This window comes from Spongiactinospora rosea (assembly GCF_003315795.1).
In the GTDB taxonomy this organism is placed as follows: domain Bacteria; phylum Actinomycetota; class Actinomycetes; order Streptosporangiales; family Streptosporangiaceae; genus Spongiactinospora; species Spongiactinospora rosea.
The window spans coordinates 592647-606787 of the sequence record NZ_QMEY01000003.1; the positions used below are offsets into that span (position 1 = coordinate 592647).

16 protein-coding genes are annotated in these 14141 nt (G+C 72.9%); 13 read left to right on the plus strand and 3 right to left on the minus strand.

The window, feature by feature from the left end; genetic code table 11:
* Positions 1-9: 9 nt before the first annotated feature.
* The 4 genes from hisF to DP939_RS11315 all read left to right on the plus strand — a co-directional run bounded on the left by hisF (position 10) and on the right by DP939_RS11315 (position 4108).
* Entirely contained in the window at positions 10-780 is a 771-nt protein-coding gene (gene hisF / locus DP939_RS11300) for an imidazole glycerol phosphate synthase subunit HisF (RefSeq protein ID WP_113980562.1), read from the plus strand.
* A 405-nt stretch (positions 781-1185) separates the two neighbouring features.
* Positions 1186-2340: a sensor histidine kinase gene (locus DP939_RS11305; protein ID WP_113980563.1), complete on the plus strand. Its 1155-nt coding sequence runs from the start codon at positions 1186-1188 to the stop codon at positions 2338-2340.
* A complete protein-coding gene (locus tag DP939_RS11310; protein WP_147267953.1) occupies positions 2337-3446 on the plus strand; it encodes a hypothetical protein in 1110 nt (369 codons plus the stop codon). Before DP939_RS11305 ends, DP939_RS11310 begins: the two co-directional genes overlap by 4 nt.
* Positions 3416-4108 carry a response regulator gene (locus DP939_RS11315; protein WP_225878166.1) on the plus strand — a complete coding sequence of 231 codons (693 nt, stop codon included), beginning with the start codon at positions 3416-3418 and terminating at the stop codon, positions 4106-4108. The genes DP939_RS11310 and DP939_RS11315 overlap by 31 nt, the downstream gene beginning before the upstream one ends.
* 15 nt (positions 4109-4123) lie before the next feature.
* Here DP939_RS11315 and DP939_RS11320 read toward each other — a convergent pair whose 3' ends face one another.
* From DP939_RS11320 to DP939_RS11325, 3 genes are all read right to left on the minus strand, one after another.
* Positions 4124-5518: a glutamine synthetase family protein gene (locus DP939_RS11320; RefSeq protein ID WP_113980565.1), complete on the minus strand. Its 1395-nt coding sequence runs from the start codon at positions 5516-5518 to the stop codon at positions 4124-4126.
* A gap of 91 nt (positions 5519-5609) precedes the next feature.
* On the minus strand, positions 5610-5771 hold the full coding sequence (locus DP939_RS46920) for a hypothetical protein (RefSeq protein ID WP_199565086.1): 162 nt from the start codon (positions 5769-5771) through the stop codon (positions 5610-5612).
* Positions 5772-6003: 232 nt separating this feature from the next.
* Entirely contained in the window at positions 6004-6636 is a 633-nt protein-coding gene (locus DP939_RS11325; RefSeq protein ID WP_113980566.1) for a TIGR03085 family metal-binding protein, read from the minus strand.
* Between the two features lie 197 nt (positions 6637-6833).
* On the opposite strand from DP939_RS11325, the gene DP939_RS11330 reads away from it, so the two are divergent.
* From DP939_RS11330 to trpC, 9 genes are all read left to right on the plus strand, one after another.
* Positions 6834-8645: an ABC transporter ATP-binding protein gene (locus tag DP939_RS11330; protein ID WP_113980746.1), complete on the plus strand. Its 1812-nt coding sequence runs from the start codon at positions 6834-6836 to the stop codon at positions 8643-8645.
* Positions 8642-10414, plus strand: coding sequence for an ABC transporter ATP-binding protein (locus DP939_RS11335; protein ID WP_113980567.1), 1773 nt, complete (start codon positions 8642-8644; stop codon positions 10412-10414). The genes DP939_RS11330 and DP939_RS11335 overlap by 4 nt, the downstream gene beginning before the upstream one ends.
* 55 nt (positions 10415-10469) lie before the next feature.
* Entirely contained in the window at positions 10470-10685 is a 216-nt protein-coding gene (locus tag DP939_RS11340) for a cell division protein SepF (RefSeq protein ID WP_158578540.1), read from the plus strand.
* Positions 10686-10748: 63 nt separating this feature from the next.
* The gene (hisI, locus tag DP939_RS11345; protein ID WP_113980569.1) at positions 10749-11099 is read left to right on the plus strand and encodes a phosphoribosyl-AMP cyclohydrolase; all 351 of its coding nucleotides are present in this window, start codon (positions 10749-10751) and stop codon (positions 11097-11099) included.
* 7 nt (positions 11100-11106) lie between these two features.
* Positions 11107-11721 carry a Trp biosynthesis-associated membrane protein gene (locus tag DP939_RS11350; RefSeq protein ID WP_113980570.1) on the plus strand — a complete coding sequence of 205 codons (615 nt, stop codon included), beginning with the start codon at positions 11107-11109 and terminating at the stop codon, positions 11719-11721.
* Positions 11718-11927 carry an HGxxPAAW family protein gene (locus DP939_RS11355; RefSeq protein WP_199565087.1) on the plus strand — a complete coding sequence of 70 codons (210 nt, stop codon included), beginning with the start codon at positions 11718-11720 and terminating at the stop codon, positions 11925-11927. The genes DP939_RS11350 and DP939_RS11355 overlap by 4 nt, the downstream gene beginning before the upstream one ends.
* Before the next feature lie 96 nt (positions 11928-12023).
* Positions 12024-12701, plus strand: coding sequence for a DUF4190 domain-containing protein (locus DP939_RS11360; protein WP_113980572.1), 678 nt, complete (start codon positions 12024-12026; stop codon positions 12699-12701).
* A gap of 29 nt (positions 12702-12730) precedes the next feature.
* Entirely contained in the window at positions 12731-13183 is a 453-nt protein-coding gene (locus tag DP939_RS11365; RefSeq protein ID WP_113980573.1) for a DUF2752 domain-containing protein, read from the plus strand.
* Between the two features lie 100 nt (positions 13184-13283).
* The gene (gene trpC / locus DP939_RS11370; protein ID WP_113980574.1) at positions 13284-14123 is read left to right on the plus strand and encodes an indole-3-glycerol phosphate synthase TrpC; all 840 of its coding nucleotides are present in this window, start codon (positions 13284-13286) and stop codon (positions 14121-14123) included.
* Positions 14124-14141: the final 18 nt, after the last annotated feature.

Consider the following 14141-nt stretch of genomic DNA (forward strand, 5'->3'; position numbering starts at 1 on the left):
AGTGGCCGGGTGAGCGTCGCGGTACGCGTGATCCCCTGCCTGGACGTCGATGCCGGACGGGTGGTCAAGGGGGTCAACTTCACCGGCCTGCGCGACGCCGGAGACCCGGTCGAGCTGGCCGCGCGCTATGACGCCGAAGGCGCCGACGAGCTGACGTTCCTCGATATCACGGCCTCGTCGGGGGAGCGCGAGACGATGTTCGACGTGGTCCGCCGGACGGCGGAGCAGGTCTTCATCCCGCTCACCGTGGGCGGCGGCGTCCGCGCCGTGGCCGACGTCGACCGGCTGCTGCGGGAGGGCGCCGACAAGGTCGCCCTCAACACCGCGGCCGTGGCCCGGCCCGAGCTGCTGACCGAGGCGTCCCGCCGGTTCGGCGCGCAGTGCGTGGTCCTGTCGGTCGACGCCCGGCGGGTCGTGGACGGCCCGCCGACCCCGAGCGGCTTCGAGGTCACCACGCACGGCGGGCGGCGCGGCACCGGCATCGACGCCGTGGAGTGGGCCAGGCGCGGCGAGGAGCTGGGCGCGGGGGAGATCCTGCTCAACTCGATGGACGGCGACGGCACCAAGTCCGGCTACGACATCGAGATGCTCCGCGCGGTCCGCGCGGCCGTCTCCCTCCCGGTGATCGCCAGCGGCGGCGCGGGCGACCTCGCCCACTTCCCCCCGGCCGTCGAGGCCGGAGCCGACGCGGTGCTCGCCGCCAGCGTCCTGCACTTCGGCCAGCTCAAGATCGGCGACATCAAGGACACCCTGCGCCAGGCGGGCCACCCCGTCCGCTGACCCCCGCCCGACCCCCGAACGGCTGACAGCCGATCGGCCGTCATGCGGCCGGGGTGCCCTGGGGTGCATCCTGAAGCAGCGGAACGGGCAGGAGAGGATCCGCGGGAGGGCAAGGCGGGCACCGGATGGGCACTGCGCGCCCGCCACGGCGGATCCGTCTCCTGTCCCGTTCGGCGTATCGATTCAGGACCCGCGGGCGGGCCACGGATGGGCGCCGTAGGCCCGCCGCAGCGGTTCCGTCCCCTGCCCGACCCGGCCCGTTGATCAGGGATCAACGGGCCAGTGGGCCGTTGTACGGCAGGGCGCGGATCCGTTTCCTGTCCCGTTCGGCGTGATGGTCAGGGATCAATGGGCGTAGACTGAGTTCCGCCCATCCCCCCCGCCGAAGGTGCGCGCGGTTTGCCCATGACCGCCGGTCTCCTGTTCCACGACACGGAGAGCCGCACCCCTGCTCGCGCGGCGTTGAACCGCGTCATCGCCGTGTGCGGCGCCGTCATGCGCGGCGCCGAGGCCCTGCTGGCCGCCGCCGCGGGTCTGCTCGGCGCGCTCCCGCCGGTCTCGCTCGCCTGGCTGTCGTCGGCGCTGCTGCTCAATCTGCTCTGGACCTCCGCCTTCGTGTGGGCCGCGCTGCGGTACGGCCTGCGGGCCTGGCTGGTCGCCGGGGAGATCGCCGTCGCCTGCGCCCTGTGCCTGGCCCAGGGGCGGCTGCTGGTCCCTGAGGTGGCCATGGCCGGGGCGAGCTGGGTCGCCGTGCTGGCCACGATGTCCATCCTGATCGCCGCGATGGCCTGGCGGCCGAGCGCGGCGGTACCGGGCGGGCTGGCGGTGGCGCTGGCCCATCTCACCGGGGCGCAGCTCGCCGGGTTCGGTGGTGGGGTCGTCACGGTGGGCATCCACTGCGTCCAGATCATCGCGGGGGTCACGCTGATGACGCTGCTGCGCCGTTCGGCCGACCTGGCCGACGCGCTGCTCACGCGTTCCAGGGAGGCCGCCAAGGCCGACGCCGTACAGCGGGCGCGGCGCGCCGACGAACGCGGCCAGTACAGCCGGGTCCACGACACCGTGCTCAACACGCTGACCACGGTCGGCGCGGGCGGCGTCGAACGCACCTCCCCGACGCTTCGCGGCCAGGCCGCCGCCGACCTGCGCGAACTGGAGCGCATCGCACGAGACGCCGCCCCCTCCGGCGGCCCGGCCCGGCTGGACGAACGACTGGCCGCCGTCGCCACCGAGGCCACACCACAGGTCCACACCGACCTCACCCCCCACACGGTCCCCGGCCACGTCGCCGAGGCGTTCGCCGGAGCCTGCGCCGAGGCCCTGACCAACGTCGCCCGCCACGCCGGAACCGGCACCGCTCACCTACGCCTCACCGACGGCGACGGCCGCGTCCTGGTGGAGATCACCGACACCGGCCACGGTTTCGACCCGGCGAGCATCCCCACCGACCGCTACGGCCTGCGCGGCTCGATCACCGCCCGGATGGAGTCGGTCGGCGGCGGAGCCCGTGTGGAGTCCGGCGCACACGGTACGCGTGTCCTGTTGTGGTGGTCGCCTTGAGTGATGATCCGGCGATTCTGGTCGCGCAGCGGTATGGGCGCGGGGCGACCGCGGCGATTGTGGTGATCTTCGCGTGCTGGCACGCGGGCTACGATCTGGCCGCCACGGTGATCAGCCGGGATGTCTATCGGTCGCCGTTGCTGGTGGCCGGGGCGTGGGTGGTCTTTCTGGGCATCGGGGTCGCGGGGTCGGTCGCGTTGTACCGGTCTGAGCGGCCGATTCGCGGGGTGTGGGGCTATGCCGCCGCCGCGCTCGCGGTGGCGGCGGCCGTGCTGGTGGCGTGTCCGCCCGCCGAGGTGGTGCAGCTCGCCGACTGGGGCTGGGTCTCGGTCGCCTGGCTCGGTCTCATCCTGTTCTGGCGGCGGCGGCACCACCTGCGCGAACTGCTTCTGTTCCTGGCCCTCGACGCGGTGATCGTGGTGGCCGGGATGGCGGTGTACGACCGGCTGGACCGGATCTCCCTGGCGTTGTTCCTGATGGTGTTCTTCGGCGGGGTGACCCTGGCGGTCGGGGCGAGCGTGGCCGGGCACGGGCTGGTGGCGGCGGCGTCGTTCGCCGCCGAGCGGTCCGCCGAGCAGGCTCGTGCCGAGACGGCCAGAGAGATCGCCGGGCAGGTGCACGCCGACCGGCTCCGCCGCTACCAGGCGGTCAGGTACGCCGCCGCCGATCTGCTGACCGCGCTGGCCGGGGGCGCCGACCCCGCCGACGAGCGGCTCAGGCGCGAGTGCGCCGCGGGCGGCGCCCGGCTGCGCCGGTTGATCTCCGAGACCGAGGACGTCCCCGACCCGCTGCTGCGCACGCTGCGCGACCACGTGCTCGACGCCGAGCGCCGCGACGTCGTGGTCGCCCTGGAGCCGCCGGTCGGCACGATCCCCGAACTGCCCCCCGGTGTACGCGGGGCCCTCGCCGACGCCCCGCTGCGGGCGCTGCGCGGGGCCCGCGCCGAGGCGCGTGTAACGATCTACGCGACCCCCCACGAAGTCATCGTCAGCGTGGTCGCCGACAGCGACGACCTCACCGTGCCCGGCGACGGCGGCGAGGTGGAGGTCACCCAGCAGAGGGAGGGAAGATCGCTGTGGGTTCAGAGCCGCTGGCCCGGCCGGTGACCTTGGCCGTGGTCGAGGACCACCCGGTGACCATCGACGGGATCCGGCTGTGGCTCGCCCGCGACCCGGCCCGGCGCGTGGAGCTGGTCGCCGGGGGCGCGACGGTCGAGTCGGTGCTGACCGGGCCGGGCGCGAGCGCCGACGTACTGCTCCTGGACCTCGAACTCGACGGTGTCATGATCACCGATCGGGTCGCCGGGCTGTGCGCGGACGGGCGGCGGGTGATCGTCTTCTCCGGCCATCGGGAGCCGGAGACCGTGCTGGCCGTCCTGGACGCGGGCGCGGCGGCCTTCATCGCCAAGCACGAGAGCGCCGACCACTGCGTGGAGACCATCGTGGCGGTCGCGCGCGACCGCCCGTACGTGACGCCGAGCATGGCCCACGCGCTGATCGCCGACGACCGCCCGCAGCGCCCGCGCTTTTCCGAACGCGAGCACCGGGCGCTGCTGCTGTGGTTCCAGTCGATGTCCAAGGCGTCGGTGGCCCGCAGGATGGGCATCAGCGAGGCGACCGTGCGGCAGTACATCGACCGGGCACGGGTGAAGTACGCCAAGATCGGGCGGCCCGCCCCGACCAAGGCCGCCCTGCTGGCCCGCGCCATCCAGGACGGCCTGATCCGGCCCGACGAGGTCGGGGAGTACCGCTCGTACGCCGCCGAGTGAGCCGGGCCGGGCCTTTCAGAAGGCGCGGAAGTGATGGTACAGCTCGAACGCCTGGTCCTCAGCGGCGAACGCCGCGGCCTCCGAGCGCTTGACCGCGAGGTACGCCTCGCGCCGCAGCGGCCCCAGTGCCTCCATGAGCAGTTCGTCGGCCTCCAGCGCGGCCAGGGCCTCCTCCAGGGTCGCCGGAAGGCGGTGGACGCCCAGGCGGGCCCGCTCGGCGGCGCTGAGCGTGTCCGGATCGACGCTGACCGCCTCGCCCGGGTCCAGGCCGCGGCGCAGCCCGTCCAGCCCGGCGTGGATGACCGCGCCGAGCGCCAGATAGGGGTTGGCCGAGGAGTCGGACGGCTTCAGCTCCAGGTTGACCGAGCCGGGGGCGAGCGGGGAGCAGATCCGCACCGCGGCCTCCCGGTTGTCCAGGCCGTAGCAGGTGTAGGCGCTGGACCACATCCGTGGCGCGAGCCGCCGGAAGCCGTTGACGGTGCCGCTGGTGAGCGCCACCAGGGCGGGCAGGTGGGCGAGCAGGCCGCCGATGAAGCGGTAGCCGAGCTGGGAGAGCCCGTTGGGGTCCGCGTCGTCGGCGAACAGGTTGTCGCGCCCCTCCCGGTCCCACAGCGACAGGTGCAGGTGGGCTCCGTTGCCCGCCTGGTCGGCGATGGGCTTGGGGGCCAGGGAGGCCCACATCGACATCCGCAGCGCCGTACCGCGCACGGTCTCGCGGTAGATCACCTGGTTGTCGGCGGCGCGCAGGGCGGGCGCGTGCCGGATGGACAGCTCGTGCTGGCCGTGCCCCAGCTCCGGGTGGTAGTGCTCCACCCGCAGGCCCTGCGCCTCCAGCGCCTTGACCAGTGCGGAGGTGTAGTCGTGGGCGGCGTTGAACCCGGTCGTGGCGTAGCACAGGCTGTCGTCGAGGGGGGCCAGGCGGTCCAGCGGTTCGCCGGGCAGCCGCCGGCCGAGCGTGAACTCCGGCTCGTACGCGGCCATCAGGGTGTACCCGGCCCCGGCCAGCGACTCGGCCGCCTGCCGAAGGAAGTCGCGCGGGCAGGCGTCCCACGGGCCGCCGTCGGGCAGGCGCATGTCGCACAGCATGGACGCCGACCCGGGCGCGTACGGCAACGGCACGAACGTCGAGGGGTCGGGGACGAGCCGGATCTCGCCCACCGGGCCCATGCCCGCCACCGGCTGGAGCCGGTCGAGCATGTTCATCGCCATCATGGCCACCGTGTGACCGATGCCGGTGCCGAGGCGCTGGGCCAGGCGCGAACGCGAGGCCGCCTTTCCCCGGATGACTCCGCCGTGGTCGGCGTACAGGAAGCGGATCAGCTCGATGCCCTCGATCTCGGAGCGCTCAAGGACCCGCCGGGCCGCCGGGTCCAGTGGCTTGATCTCGGTGACGCGCTGGCGATCTGTCATCCTGCCTGCGTAACACGTCGGCGTTCGCGGGGAAAGCACTACCGGGGGAGTGGCCTGCCGAGCCCTCCCCGGATGCCGGCGAACGCGCCGGTCAGGTGAGGATCTGACTGAAGAAAGTGGCCAATTGGTTCGCGCCGTTCATGATGCCGTCGAGAACGCCGTTGACGGCAGCCGCCGCCTGCGACGGTCTGCTGAACAAGTAGAAGACCACGAACGCGATACCGACGTACGTGAGCACCTTCTTGACCTGCATGGGGGGCCTCCTGCAGTCCAATCCCTGGCTTATATACCCGGTTTCGACGAGTTGCTCTCGGAAACTTGGGCGATCATAACCTTTCGGTCGGCCGCCACTCCGGCGCCACCCGCTCCCCGAAGCCCCCGTCGCTGCGAACCCTAACCCGCGCGGACGGGGCTTGTCGGCGTTGACTCGCCGGTGACGCCGCTGTCAGGGCTTTGTCACATGCCCGCGCCCGCCCGCCCGGCCGTCATAGGCCCAGGTCCGCGCCGCGCAGCCGGGCGATGTCGGCCGGTTCGCCGCTGAGATCGACCCTCGCGTGGTCCATGCGCCCCGCGCAGAACATCAGCAGCTCGGCCGCCGGGCCGGTCACCTCCACGTGGGGGGCGTCGCGGTCGCCGCCCAGCGCGACCCCGCCGCCGAGCCGGTGCAGCACGACGCCGACCGGCGCGCGGCGCAGCATCAGGCGGGCGGTCTTGGCGAGTCTGCGCCACAGGGTCCGCTGCTGCTCCGGTGGCAGGTCGCGGGGCTCCCAGCCGGGCTGGGCGCGGCGGACGTCCTCGTGGTGGACAAAGAACTCCACCGTGTTGACGGCCTCGTCCGCGCCGGGGACGAGGCCGTACACGCCGCCCGGCCCCCGCCTGATCAGCTCGACCAGCCCCGCGTAGCCGTGCTTGGCCTTCAGCGACTCCTGGACGGAGGCGGTGTAGGGGGCCAGAGCCTTGACCGCGATGCCGCCCATGGCGTCGACCCGGCGTTCGCGCAGGACGAGGTGGGCGGCGAGGTCGAAGGTCGCCCAGCCCGCGCACAGCGTCGGCGCCTCGGGGCCGAGCCGGTCGAGGAGGTCGCTGAGCGCGGCGCGTTCCGCGCGGGCATGGCTCACATCTTGATCGTAACAACCGCCGCACGCCCGGTGCCGCGGGGCGTTCGCCGGGGGAGCCGCCGCCTTCCGGCGGAATAAACGTGTCGGTAGTTCGTGATAGTGAGATAGACGGAAATTTCATACGGAATCCCTGCAGATAGTCGATCAGCCGTCGAAAGGACCCCCGTATCGTGGCGAGCAAGGTCACCACCGCCGTCATGCGCGAGGGCCTCCAGGTGCTCTGGGTGGCCATCCGCGCGGAGCCGGTGGTCTTCACCTTCGCGGTCCTTTCCAGCGCCGTCTACGGGGGCATGACGGTCGCCTCCGCCTGGGCGCTCGGGTGGGCCACCGAGCACGTGGTGCAGGAGGCGTTCGAGAACGGGGACATCGCCGGCGGCGTGGTCGCCACGGGCGTCCTGCTGATCCTCGGCACCGCGCTGCTCAAGGCGCTCGGCGTGGCCGGCCGGCGCATCCTGGCGGGCGTCATGCAGTACCGCATGCAGGCCCGCTCGCGGCGCGGCGTCACCCGCCAGTACCTCAAGCTGCCGCTGTCGTGGCACCACCGCCACCCCACGGGCCAGCTCCTGTCCAACGCCAGCGCCGACGCCGAGGCCGCCTGGGCCCCGCTCGCGCCGCTGCCGATGGCCGTCGGCGTGATCGTCATGCTGTTCACCGCCGCGGTGAGCATGGTGCTCACCGACACGGCACTGGCCGTCGTGGGCTTCCTGATCTTCCCGGCCATCGCCGTGCTCAACCTGGTCTACCAGCGCAGGCTGAGCCCGCTGGTCACCAAGGCCCAGCAGTTGCGCGCCGAGGTCAGCGAGATCGCCCACGAGAGCTTCGACGGCGCGCTGGTCGTCAAGACCCTCGGCCGCGAGGACCTGGAGACCGAGCGGTTCGCCGCCAGGGCGGGCGCGCTGCGCGACGCCAACATCGCCGTCGGCCGCATCCGCGGCCTGTTCGACCCCATGCTGGAGGCGCTGCCCACGCTCGGCGTGCTGGCCGTGCTGCTGGTCGGCGCGATGCGCCTGGAGTCGGGCGCGATCACCGTCGGCGTGCTCGTGCAGGTGGCCTACCTGTTCACCCTGCTCGCCTTCCCGATCAGGGCGCTCGGCTGGGTGCTCGCCGAACTGCCGCGCAGCGTGGTCGGCTGGCGGCGGGTGCAGGCCGTGCTGGACGCGACCGGCGCGATGGAGTACGGCACGGAGACCTTCGGCGAGCGGGCCGCCCCGGCGGCGCTCACCGTCGAAGGGCTCGGTTACGCCTACTCCGACAGCCCCGTCCTGCACGACGTCGCCTTCGAGGTGCCGGCCGGACGTACCGTCGCGCTGGTCGGGCCGACCGGATCGGGCAAGTCCACGCTGGCCCAGACGCTCGTGCGGCTGGTCGACCCCACATCGGGAACGGTCCGGCTGGACGGCGTGGACCTGCGCGAGGCCGCCCGCGGCGAGGTCAGCCGGGTCGCGGCGTTCGTGCCGCAGCAGACGTTCCTGTTCGACGACACCGTGCGCGGCAACGTCACGCTCGGCCTGCCCATCCCCGACGAGGACGTCTGGGCGGCGCTGCGGCTCGCGCAGGCCGACGGCTTCGTCAGCGCGCTGCCCGGCGGCCTGGACACCAAGATCGGCGAGCGCGGCGCGACCCTGTCCGGCGGCCAGCGCCAGCGCCTGGCCCTGGCCCGCGCGGTGGTCCGCCGCCCCCGGTTGCTCATCCTGGACGACGCGACCTCCAGCGTGGACCCCCAGGTCGAGGCCAGGATCCTGTACGGCCTGCGGGACGCCGCCGAGGCCGCCACGGTGGTCGTCATCGCCTACCGGATGGCGACCATCGCCCTGGCCGACGAGGTGATCTACCTCGAACACGGCCGGGTCGCCGACCGCGGCACCCACGCCGACCTCATCGTCCACTGCGCCGGATACCGCGAGCTGGTCACCGCCTACCAGCGCGAGGAGGCCGAGCGCGAGGCCCTGGCGGACTCCGGCTCGCCCGCCCCGTCCCGCTCCGATGACCCCGAGGAGGTCTCCGCTTGAGCGCCCTGCAGGGAGTCGAGCGTTCCGCGCTCGCCACCGTCCGGCGCGGGCTCGCGCTCACCCCGGAGTTCCGCAAGGGGCTCGCGGGCACGATCGCGCTCGCGGTGATCGCCACCCTCGGCAAGATCATCGTGCCGATCGCGGTCCAGCAGACCATCGACACCGGCCTGCGCGGCGCGGTCCCCGACCTGCCCTACATCCGTACCGCCGTCCTGGTGTGCGCCGCCGCCGTCGTGGTCACCGCCGTGGCCGCGTACCTGATGAACGTACGGCTCTACAAGTCCACCGAGTCGTCGCTGGCGACCCTGCGGGTCCGCGGCTTCCGGCACGTCCACGACCTGTCCGTGCTCACCCAGAACACCGAACGGCGCGGCGCGCTGGTCTCGCGCGTCACCGGCGACGTGGACCAGATCAGCAACTTCATGCAGTGGGGCGGGATGATGATCATCGTCGCGCTGGGCCAGATCGTGGTCGCCAGCGTGCTGATGTTCGTCTACTCCTGGCAGCTCACCCTGCTGGTGTGGGGGTGCTTCGTGCCGCTGTTCGTCGCCCTGCCGCGCGTCCAGCGCCGCCTGTCGGGGGCCTATACCCATGTCAGGGAGCGCACCGGCGACATGCTGTCCGGCATCAGCGAGTCCGTCGTCGGCGCGGGCGTGATCCGCGCGCACAGCTCCGAGGACCGCACCGCCGACCGGGTGGACCGGGCCATCAACGCCACCCGCTCGGCGCAGACCCGCGCCCAGACCATCGTCGGCATCGTCTTCCCGGTGACCGAGATCGTCGGGGCCCTGGCCCTGGCCGCCGTGGTGCTGCTCGGCGTACGGCTCGGCCTGGACGGCGACATCACGGCCGGGCGCCTGGTCGCCTTCCTGTTCCTGATCACGCTCTTCTTCGCGCCGATGCAGATGGCCACCGAGGTGCTGAACGAGGCGCAGAACGCCATCGCCGGCTGGCGGCGCGTCCTCGGCGTGATCGACACCCCGCCCGACGTCGCCGACCCCGGCGAGGACGGCGTCACCCTGCCGCGCGGCCCGATCGAGGTCTCCTTCGAGTCGGTCGGGTTCGCCTACCCGGGCGGCAAGCCGGTGCTGAAGGACGTGACGGTGGACATCCGCCCGCGTACGCGCGTGGCCGTGGTGGGGGAGACCGGCTCGGGCAAGACGACCTTCGCCAAGCTCCTCACCCGCCTGATGGACCCCACGTCCGGCCGGGTCCTGGTGGACGGCCAGGATCTGCGCCAGGTGCGCTTCTCCTCACTGCGCGAGCGCATCGTGATGGTCCCCCAGGACGGCTTCCTGTTCGACGGCACCCTCGCCGACAACATCCGCTACGGCAGGCCCGGCTCGACCGACGAGGAGATCCTGCTCGCCCTCACCGAACTGGGCCTGGCCGACTGGCTGGAGGGCCTGCCCGCCGGGCTGGACACGCCGGTCGGCCAGCGCGGGGAGTCCCTGTCGGCGGGCGAGCGCCAGCTCGTCGCCCTGGCCCGCGCCTACCTCGCCGACCCCGACCTGCTGCTGCTGGACGAGGCGACCTCCGCCGTGGACCCCGCCACCGAGGTACGGCTGGCGCGGGCCCTGGAGGGCGTCACACGCGGCCGTACCGCGATCTCCATCGCCCACCGGCTGTCCACCGCCGAGGCCGCCGACGAGGTGCTGGTGTTCGACCAGGGCCGCATCGTCCAGCGCGGCCCGCACCGCACGCTGGTCGAGGAGCCCGGCGTCTACGCGGAACTGCACGCCTCCTGGATCTCGGCGGCCCGCTCCTGAACGGACGGGCCGCCGGGGCTGGAGCGCGGACCGGTACGAGGTGCACACTGGCCTGGTGATCAGAAAGCTGCGCCCCCGCGCCTACGACGAGGCGATCTACGTCGGGCACTACTTCCGCACGGGCGTCCCCGTCGTGATGGACCTCAGCGCCCTGCCCGACGCCGAGGCCAGGCAGATGGTCGACTTCGCCGCCGGGCTCGTGTGCGGGCGGGGCGGCGACATGGACCGCCTCACCGACCGGGTCTTCCTGCTGCTGCCCGCGGCCCGCTGACCGGCCCGCTCATAGGGGCCACCTGTTGGGGGACCGCCCGGCCGGTGCGGCACAATTGGGGGCATGTCCCTTGACCCCGCCATCGCGGCCAGGTTGAAGCGCGACCCCGACGGGCTGGTGCCCGCCGTGGTCCAGCAGCACGACACCGGCGAGGTGCTGATGCTGGCGTGGATGGACGACGAGGCACTGCACCGCACGCTCACCACCGGCCGGGCGACCTACTGGTCGCGCAGCCGCAAGGAGTACTGGGTGAAGGGCGAGACCTCGGGCAATCCGCAGTGGGTCAAATCCGCCGCGCTCGACTGCGACGGCGACACGATCCTGCTGCGGGTCGACCAGGTGGGCGTGGCCTGCCACACCGGCGACCGCACCTGCTTCGACGCGGGCGCGCTGGCCGTGCCCGCCGCCGGATGAGCGCGCGGTGACCGCCGACTCCCGGCGCGGCCTCGCGATCTGGGTGGTCGCCTGCGCGCTCGGCGCGGGCCTGACGCTGTTCGCCGCCGGACGCGACTGGGCCAAGGTCACCATGGGCGGCGTCGCGGGCGGCCCGGCGAGCACGGTGCCGGTGTCCGGCGGCACCCTGGTCCCGGTCCTGACCCCGCTCGCGCTGGCCGCCGCCGCCTCCGCCGTGGCCGTGCTGGCCACCCGCGGCCTGTGGCGGCGCGTGGTGGGCGCGGTCCTGGCGCTGTGCGGCGTGGGCGCCGCCGTCGCCGCGGCGACCGGCGTGTCGGCCGCGTCGGGCCCGGCCGCGGCCGAGGCCGCCGCCCGGCAGAGCGCCCTGGCGCTGAGCGGCCAGGCCGCCGCCCAGGCCGTCTGGCCCTGGCCCGCGGTCGCCCTGGCCGGAGGCGTGGTGCTGGCGCTCACCGGGCTCGTCGCCTGCGTGCGGGGCGGACGCTGGGCCGCCATGTCCGCCCGGTACGATCGCCCCGGATCACGGCGTGAGGCCGCCGCCTCCGGTGACCGCGCGATGTGGGACGCGCTCGACGAGGGCGTCGATCCCACGGCCGACCCCGTAAAGCACGACAAGGAGAAATGATGGCCGGCAAGGACCCGACCAACGACCACGGCAGCCCGGCGGCGTGGACCACCGTGGCGATCATGCTGATCGGCTCGACCGTGAGCGGCCTGGCGCTCATCTGGGACTCTCCGACGATCTTCTTCAGCGGCCTCGGCGTGGTGGTGGCCGGAGGGATCGTGGGCAAGGTCATGCAGATGATGGGACTCGGCAAGCAGCCCGCCTGATCCCCTCTGGTCACAACTTTCCTGCAAAGCGGACTTTCCGCGTATTGCTGCGGCCGGTTGTCGCTACGCTTTGCGCGCGTACTCTCGCGTGACCTGATGGGCCGCCTTCAGATCACGATCGTCACCCTGACGGTCGTGGCGGAGGTCTTCCCCCGTGTGGAACGGTTTACCAGCGGTCGCCGATTCGAGCGCACGGCCAGTGAAGCGCCGATCACCGAGGAGACCTTGATGAGCTACGGCCATGGCAATGGCGGCTACCAGGACCAGCCGCCCTCTGACGGCTACGGGAACCAGCCCCCGTACGGCCAGGGGCAGCAGCCCGGTCCGGGGTACGGCCAGCCGGGCGGCTATGGCCAGGGCCACGGTCAGCCCGGCGGGCAGGGGTACGGCCAAGGTTACGGCCAGGGCCAGCCGCCGCCCGGTTACGGCGATCCCGGCGGCTACGGTCAGCCTGGTTACGGTTATGGCCAGCCCGGCGGCTACCCGCCGCCGCGCACCAACAACGGCATGGCCATCGCCGCCATGATCGTGGGCATCGTGGGCCTGCTCAGCTGCGGCCTGCTGTCCATCATCGGCGTCGTGCTCGGGCATGTCTCGCTCAAGCAGATCGAGCGGACCGGCGAGGACGGCCGCGGCATGGCCATCGCGGGCCTGGTGATGTCCTACATCGGGGTGGCGGTCGTGCTGGTCTACGTCGTGTTCATCGTCGGGATCCTCGGCTACGGGTTCTTCCTGTTCGACAACATGGCGGAGTCCGGTTCCCTCACGTCCTGAACACAGGTCCGCGGGTAGTGTGAGGGGCGATGACGGAGGTCCGGCGGCCGATGGCGGCACAGGGGGCGGGCAGGGGCCGGGGCGACCGGCCGCTCGCGGCGCTGGTCCCCGCCGGGGCGGGGGCCGCGGCCCTGGCCGCGGTCGCCTACATCGGGCTCGTCGATCCCGGTGAGCCCGGCCACTACCCGCCGTGCCCCTTCCTGATGCTCACCGGCCTGTACTGCCCCGGCTGCGGCACGCTGCGCGCCGTGCACGCCCTGGCCCACGGCGATCCGGTGACCGCCTTCGGCCTCAACCCGCTGGTGGTCGCCCTGATCCCATTCGTGGTCTGGTGGTGGGGGCGCTGGCTCGCGGGCGCGCTGCGCGGCAGGCCGTGGCCCGCCGTACGCGTACGCCCGGTCCTGCTGTGGATCGGGCTCGCGGGCGTCCTCGCGTACTGGGTAGTGCGCAATCTTCCTTTCGCGGCCTATCTGGCGCCGTGACCGGACCCGGGTGTGACCGCCCCCACCCTGCGGCCGGTCGAGTGCGCACAGGCCGATACCATCGAGCAAGCGAATCCGAGCTCCAAGGCGAGGAGATGGCATGACAGTGCTGGACGAGATCCTGGACGGTGTGCGCGCCGACCTCGCGGAGCGGCAGAAGGCCGTCTCACTCGAAGACCTCAAGCAGCGCGCCGAGCGCGCGCCCGCCGCCCGCGACGTCTTCGCGGCGCTCGGCGGCGACAAGGTCTCGGTGATCGCTGAGGTCAAGCGGTCCAGCCCGTCCAAGGGCGCGCTGGCCGCCATCGCCGACCCCGCGGCCCTGGCCGCCGACTACGAGGCCGGCGGCGCGCACGTGATCAGCGTGCTCACCGAGCGGCGGCGGTTCGCCGGCAGCCTGGACGACCTCGCGGCCGTCCGCGCCGCCGTGGACGTGCCCATCCTGCGCAAGGACTTCATCGTGTCCTCCTACCAGTTGTGGGAGGCCCGGGCGTACGGCGCCGACCTGGCCCTGCTGATCGTCGCCGCGCTCGACCAGAACGCGCTGGTGTCGCTGATCGAGCGGGCCGTGTCGATCGGCCTCACTCCGCTCGTCGAGGTGCACACTGAAGAGGAGCTGACGCGGGCCGTCGAGGCGGGCGCGCGGATCATCGGGATCAACACCCGCAACCTCAAGACGCTCGAAGTCGACCGCGACGTGTTCGCCGCGCTGGCTCCGAAGGTCCCCGACGGTATGATCAAGGTGGCCGAGTCGGGGGTCCGCGGCCCGCATGACCTGCTGGCCTACGCCAGGGCCGGGGCCGACGCCGTCCTGGTCGGCGAGAGCCTGGTGACCGGCAAGGACCCGAAGGCCGCGGTGGTGGACCTCGTCACGGCGGGGGCGCACCCGGCCACCCGGCTCGATCCGTCGCGGGCCGACAACCGACCTGAGAGGCATCAGTGACCGCACCAGAGGGATCCG

Bases quoted from the DNA above. Each gene is read 5' to 3' on its own strand.
- DP939_RS11305 (WP_113980563.1), top strand. From the start codon at position 1,186: ATGACCGCCGGTCTCCTGTTCCACGACACGGAGAGCCGCACCCCTGCT.
- DP939_RS11320 (WP_113980565.1), bottom strand. From the start codon at position 5,518: ATGACAGATCGCCAGCGCGTCACCGAGATCAAGCCACTGGACCCGGCG.
- DP939_RS46920 (WP_199565086.1), bottom strand. From the start codon at position 5,771: ATGCAGGTCAAGAAGGTGCTCACGTACGTCGGTATCGCGTTCGTGGTC.
- DP939_RS11330 (WP_113980746.1), top strand. From the start codon at position 6,834: ATGCGCGAGGGCCTCCAGGTGCTCTGGGTGGCCATCCGCGCGGAGCCG.
- hisI (WP_113980569.1), top strand. From the start codon at position 10,749: ATGTCCCTTGACCCCGCCATCGCGGCCAGGTTGAAGCGCGACCCCGAC.
- DP939_RS11355 (WP_199565087.1), top strand. From the start codon at position 11,718: ATGATGGCCGGCAAGGACCCGACCAACGACCACGGCAGCCCGGCGGCG.
- DP939_RS11360 (WP_113980572.1), top strand. From the start codon at position 12,024: ATGGGCCGCCTTCAGATCACGATCGTCACCCTGACGGTCGTGGCGGAG.
- DP939_RS11365 (WP_113980573.1), top strand. From the start codon at position 12,731: ATGACGGAGGTCCGGCGGCCGATGGCGGCACAGGGGGCGGGCAGGGGC.
- trpC (WP_113980574.1), top strand. From the start codon at position 13,284: ATGACAGTGCTGGACGAGATCCTGGACGGTGTGCGCGCCGACCTCGCG.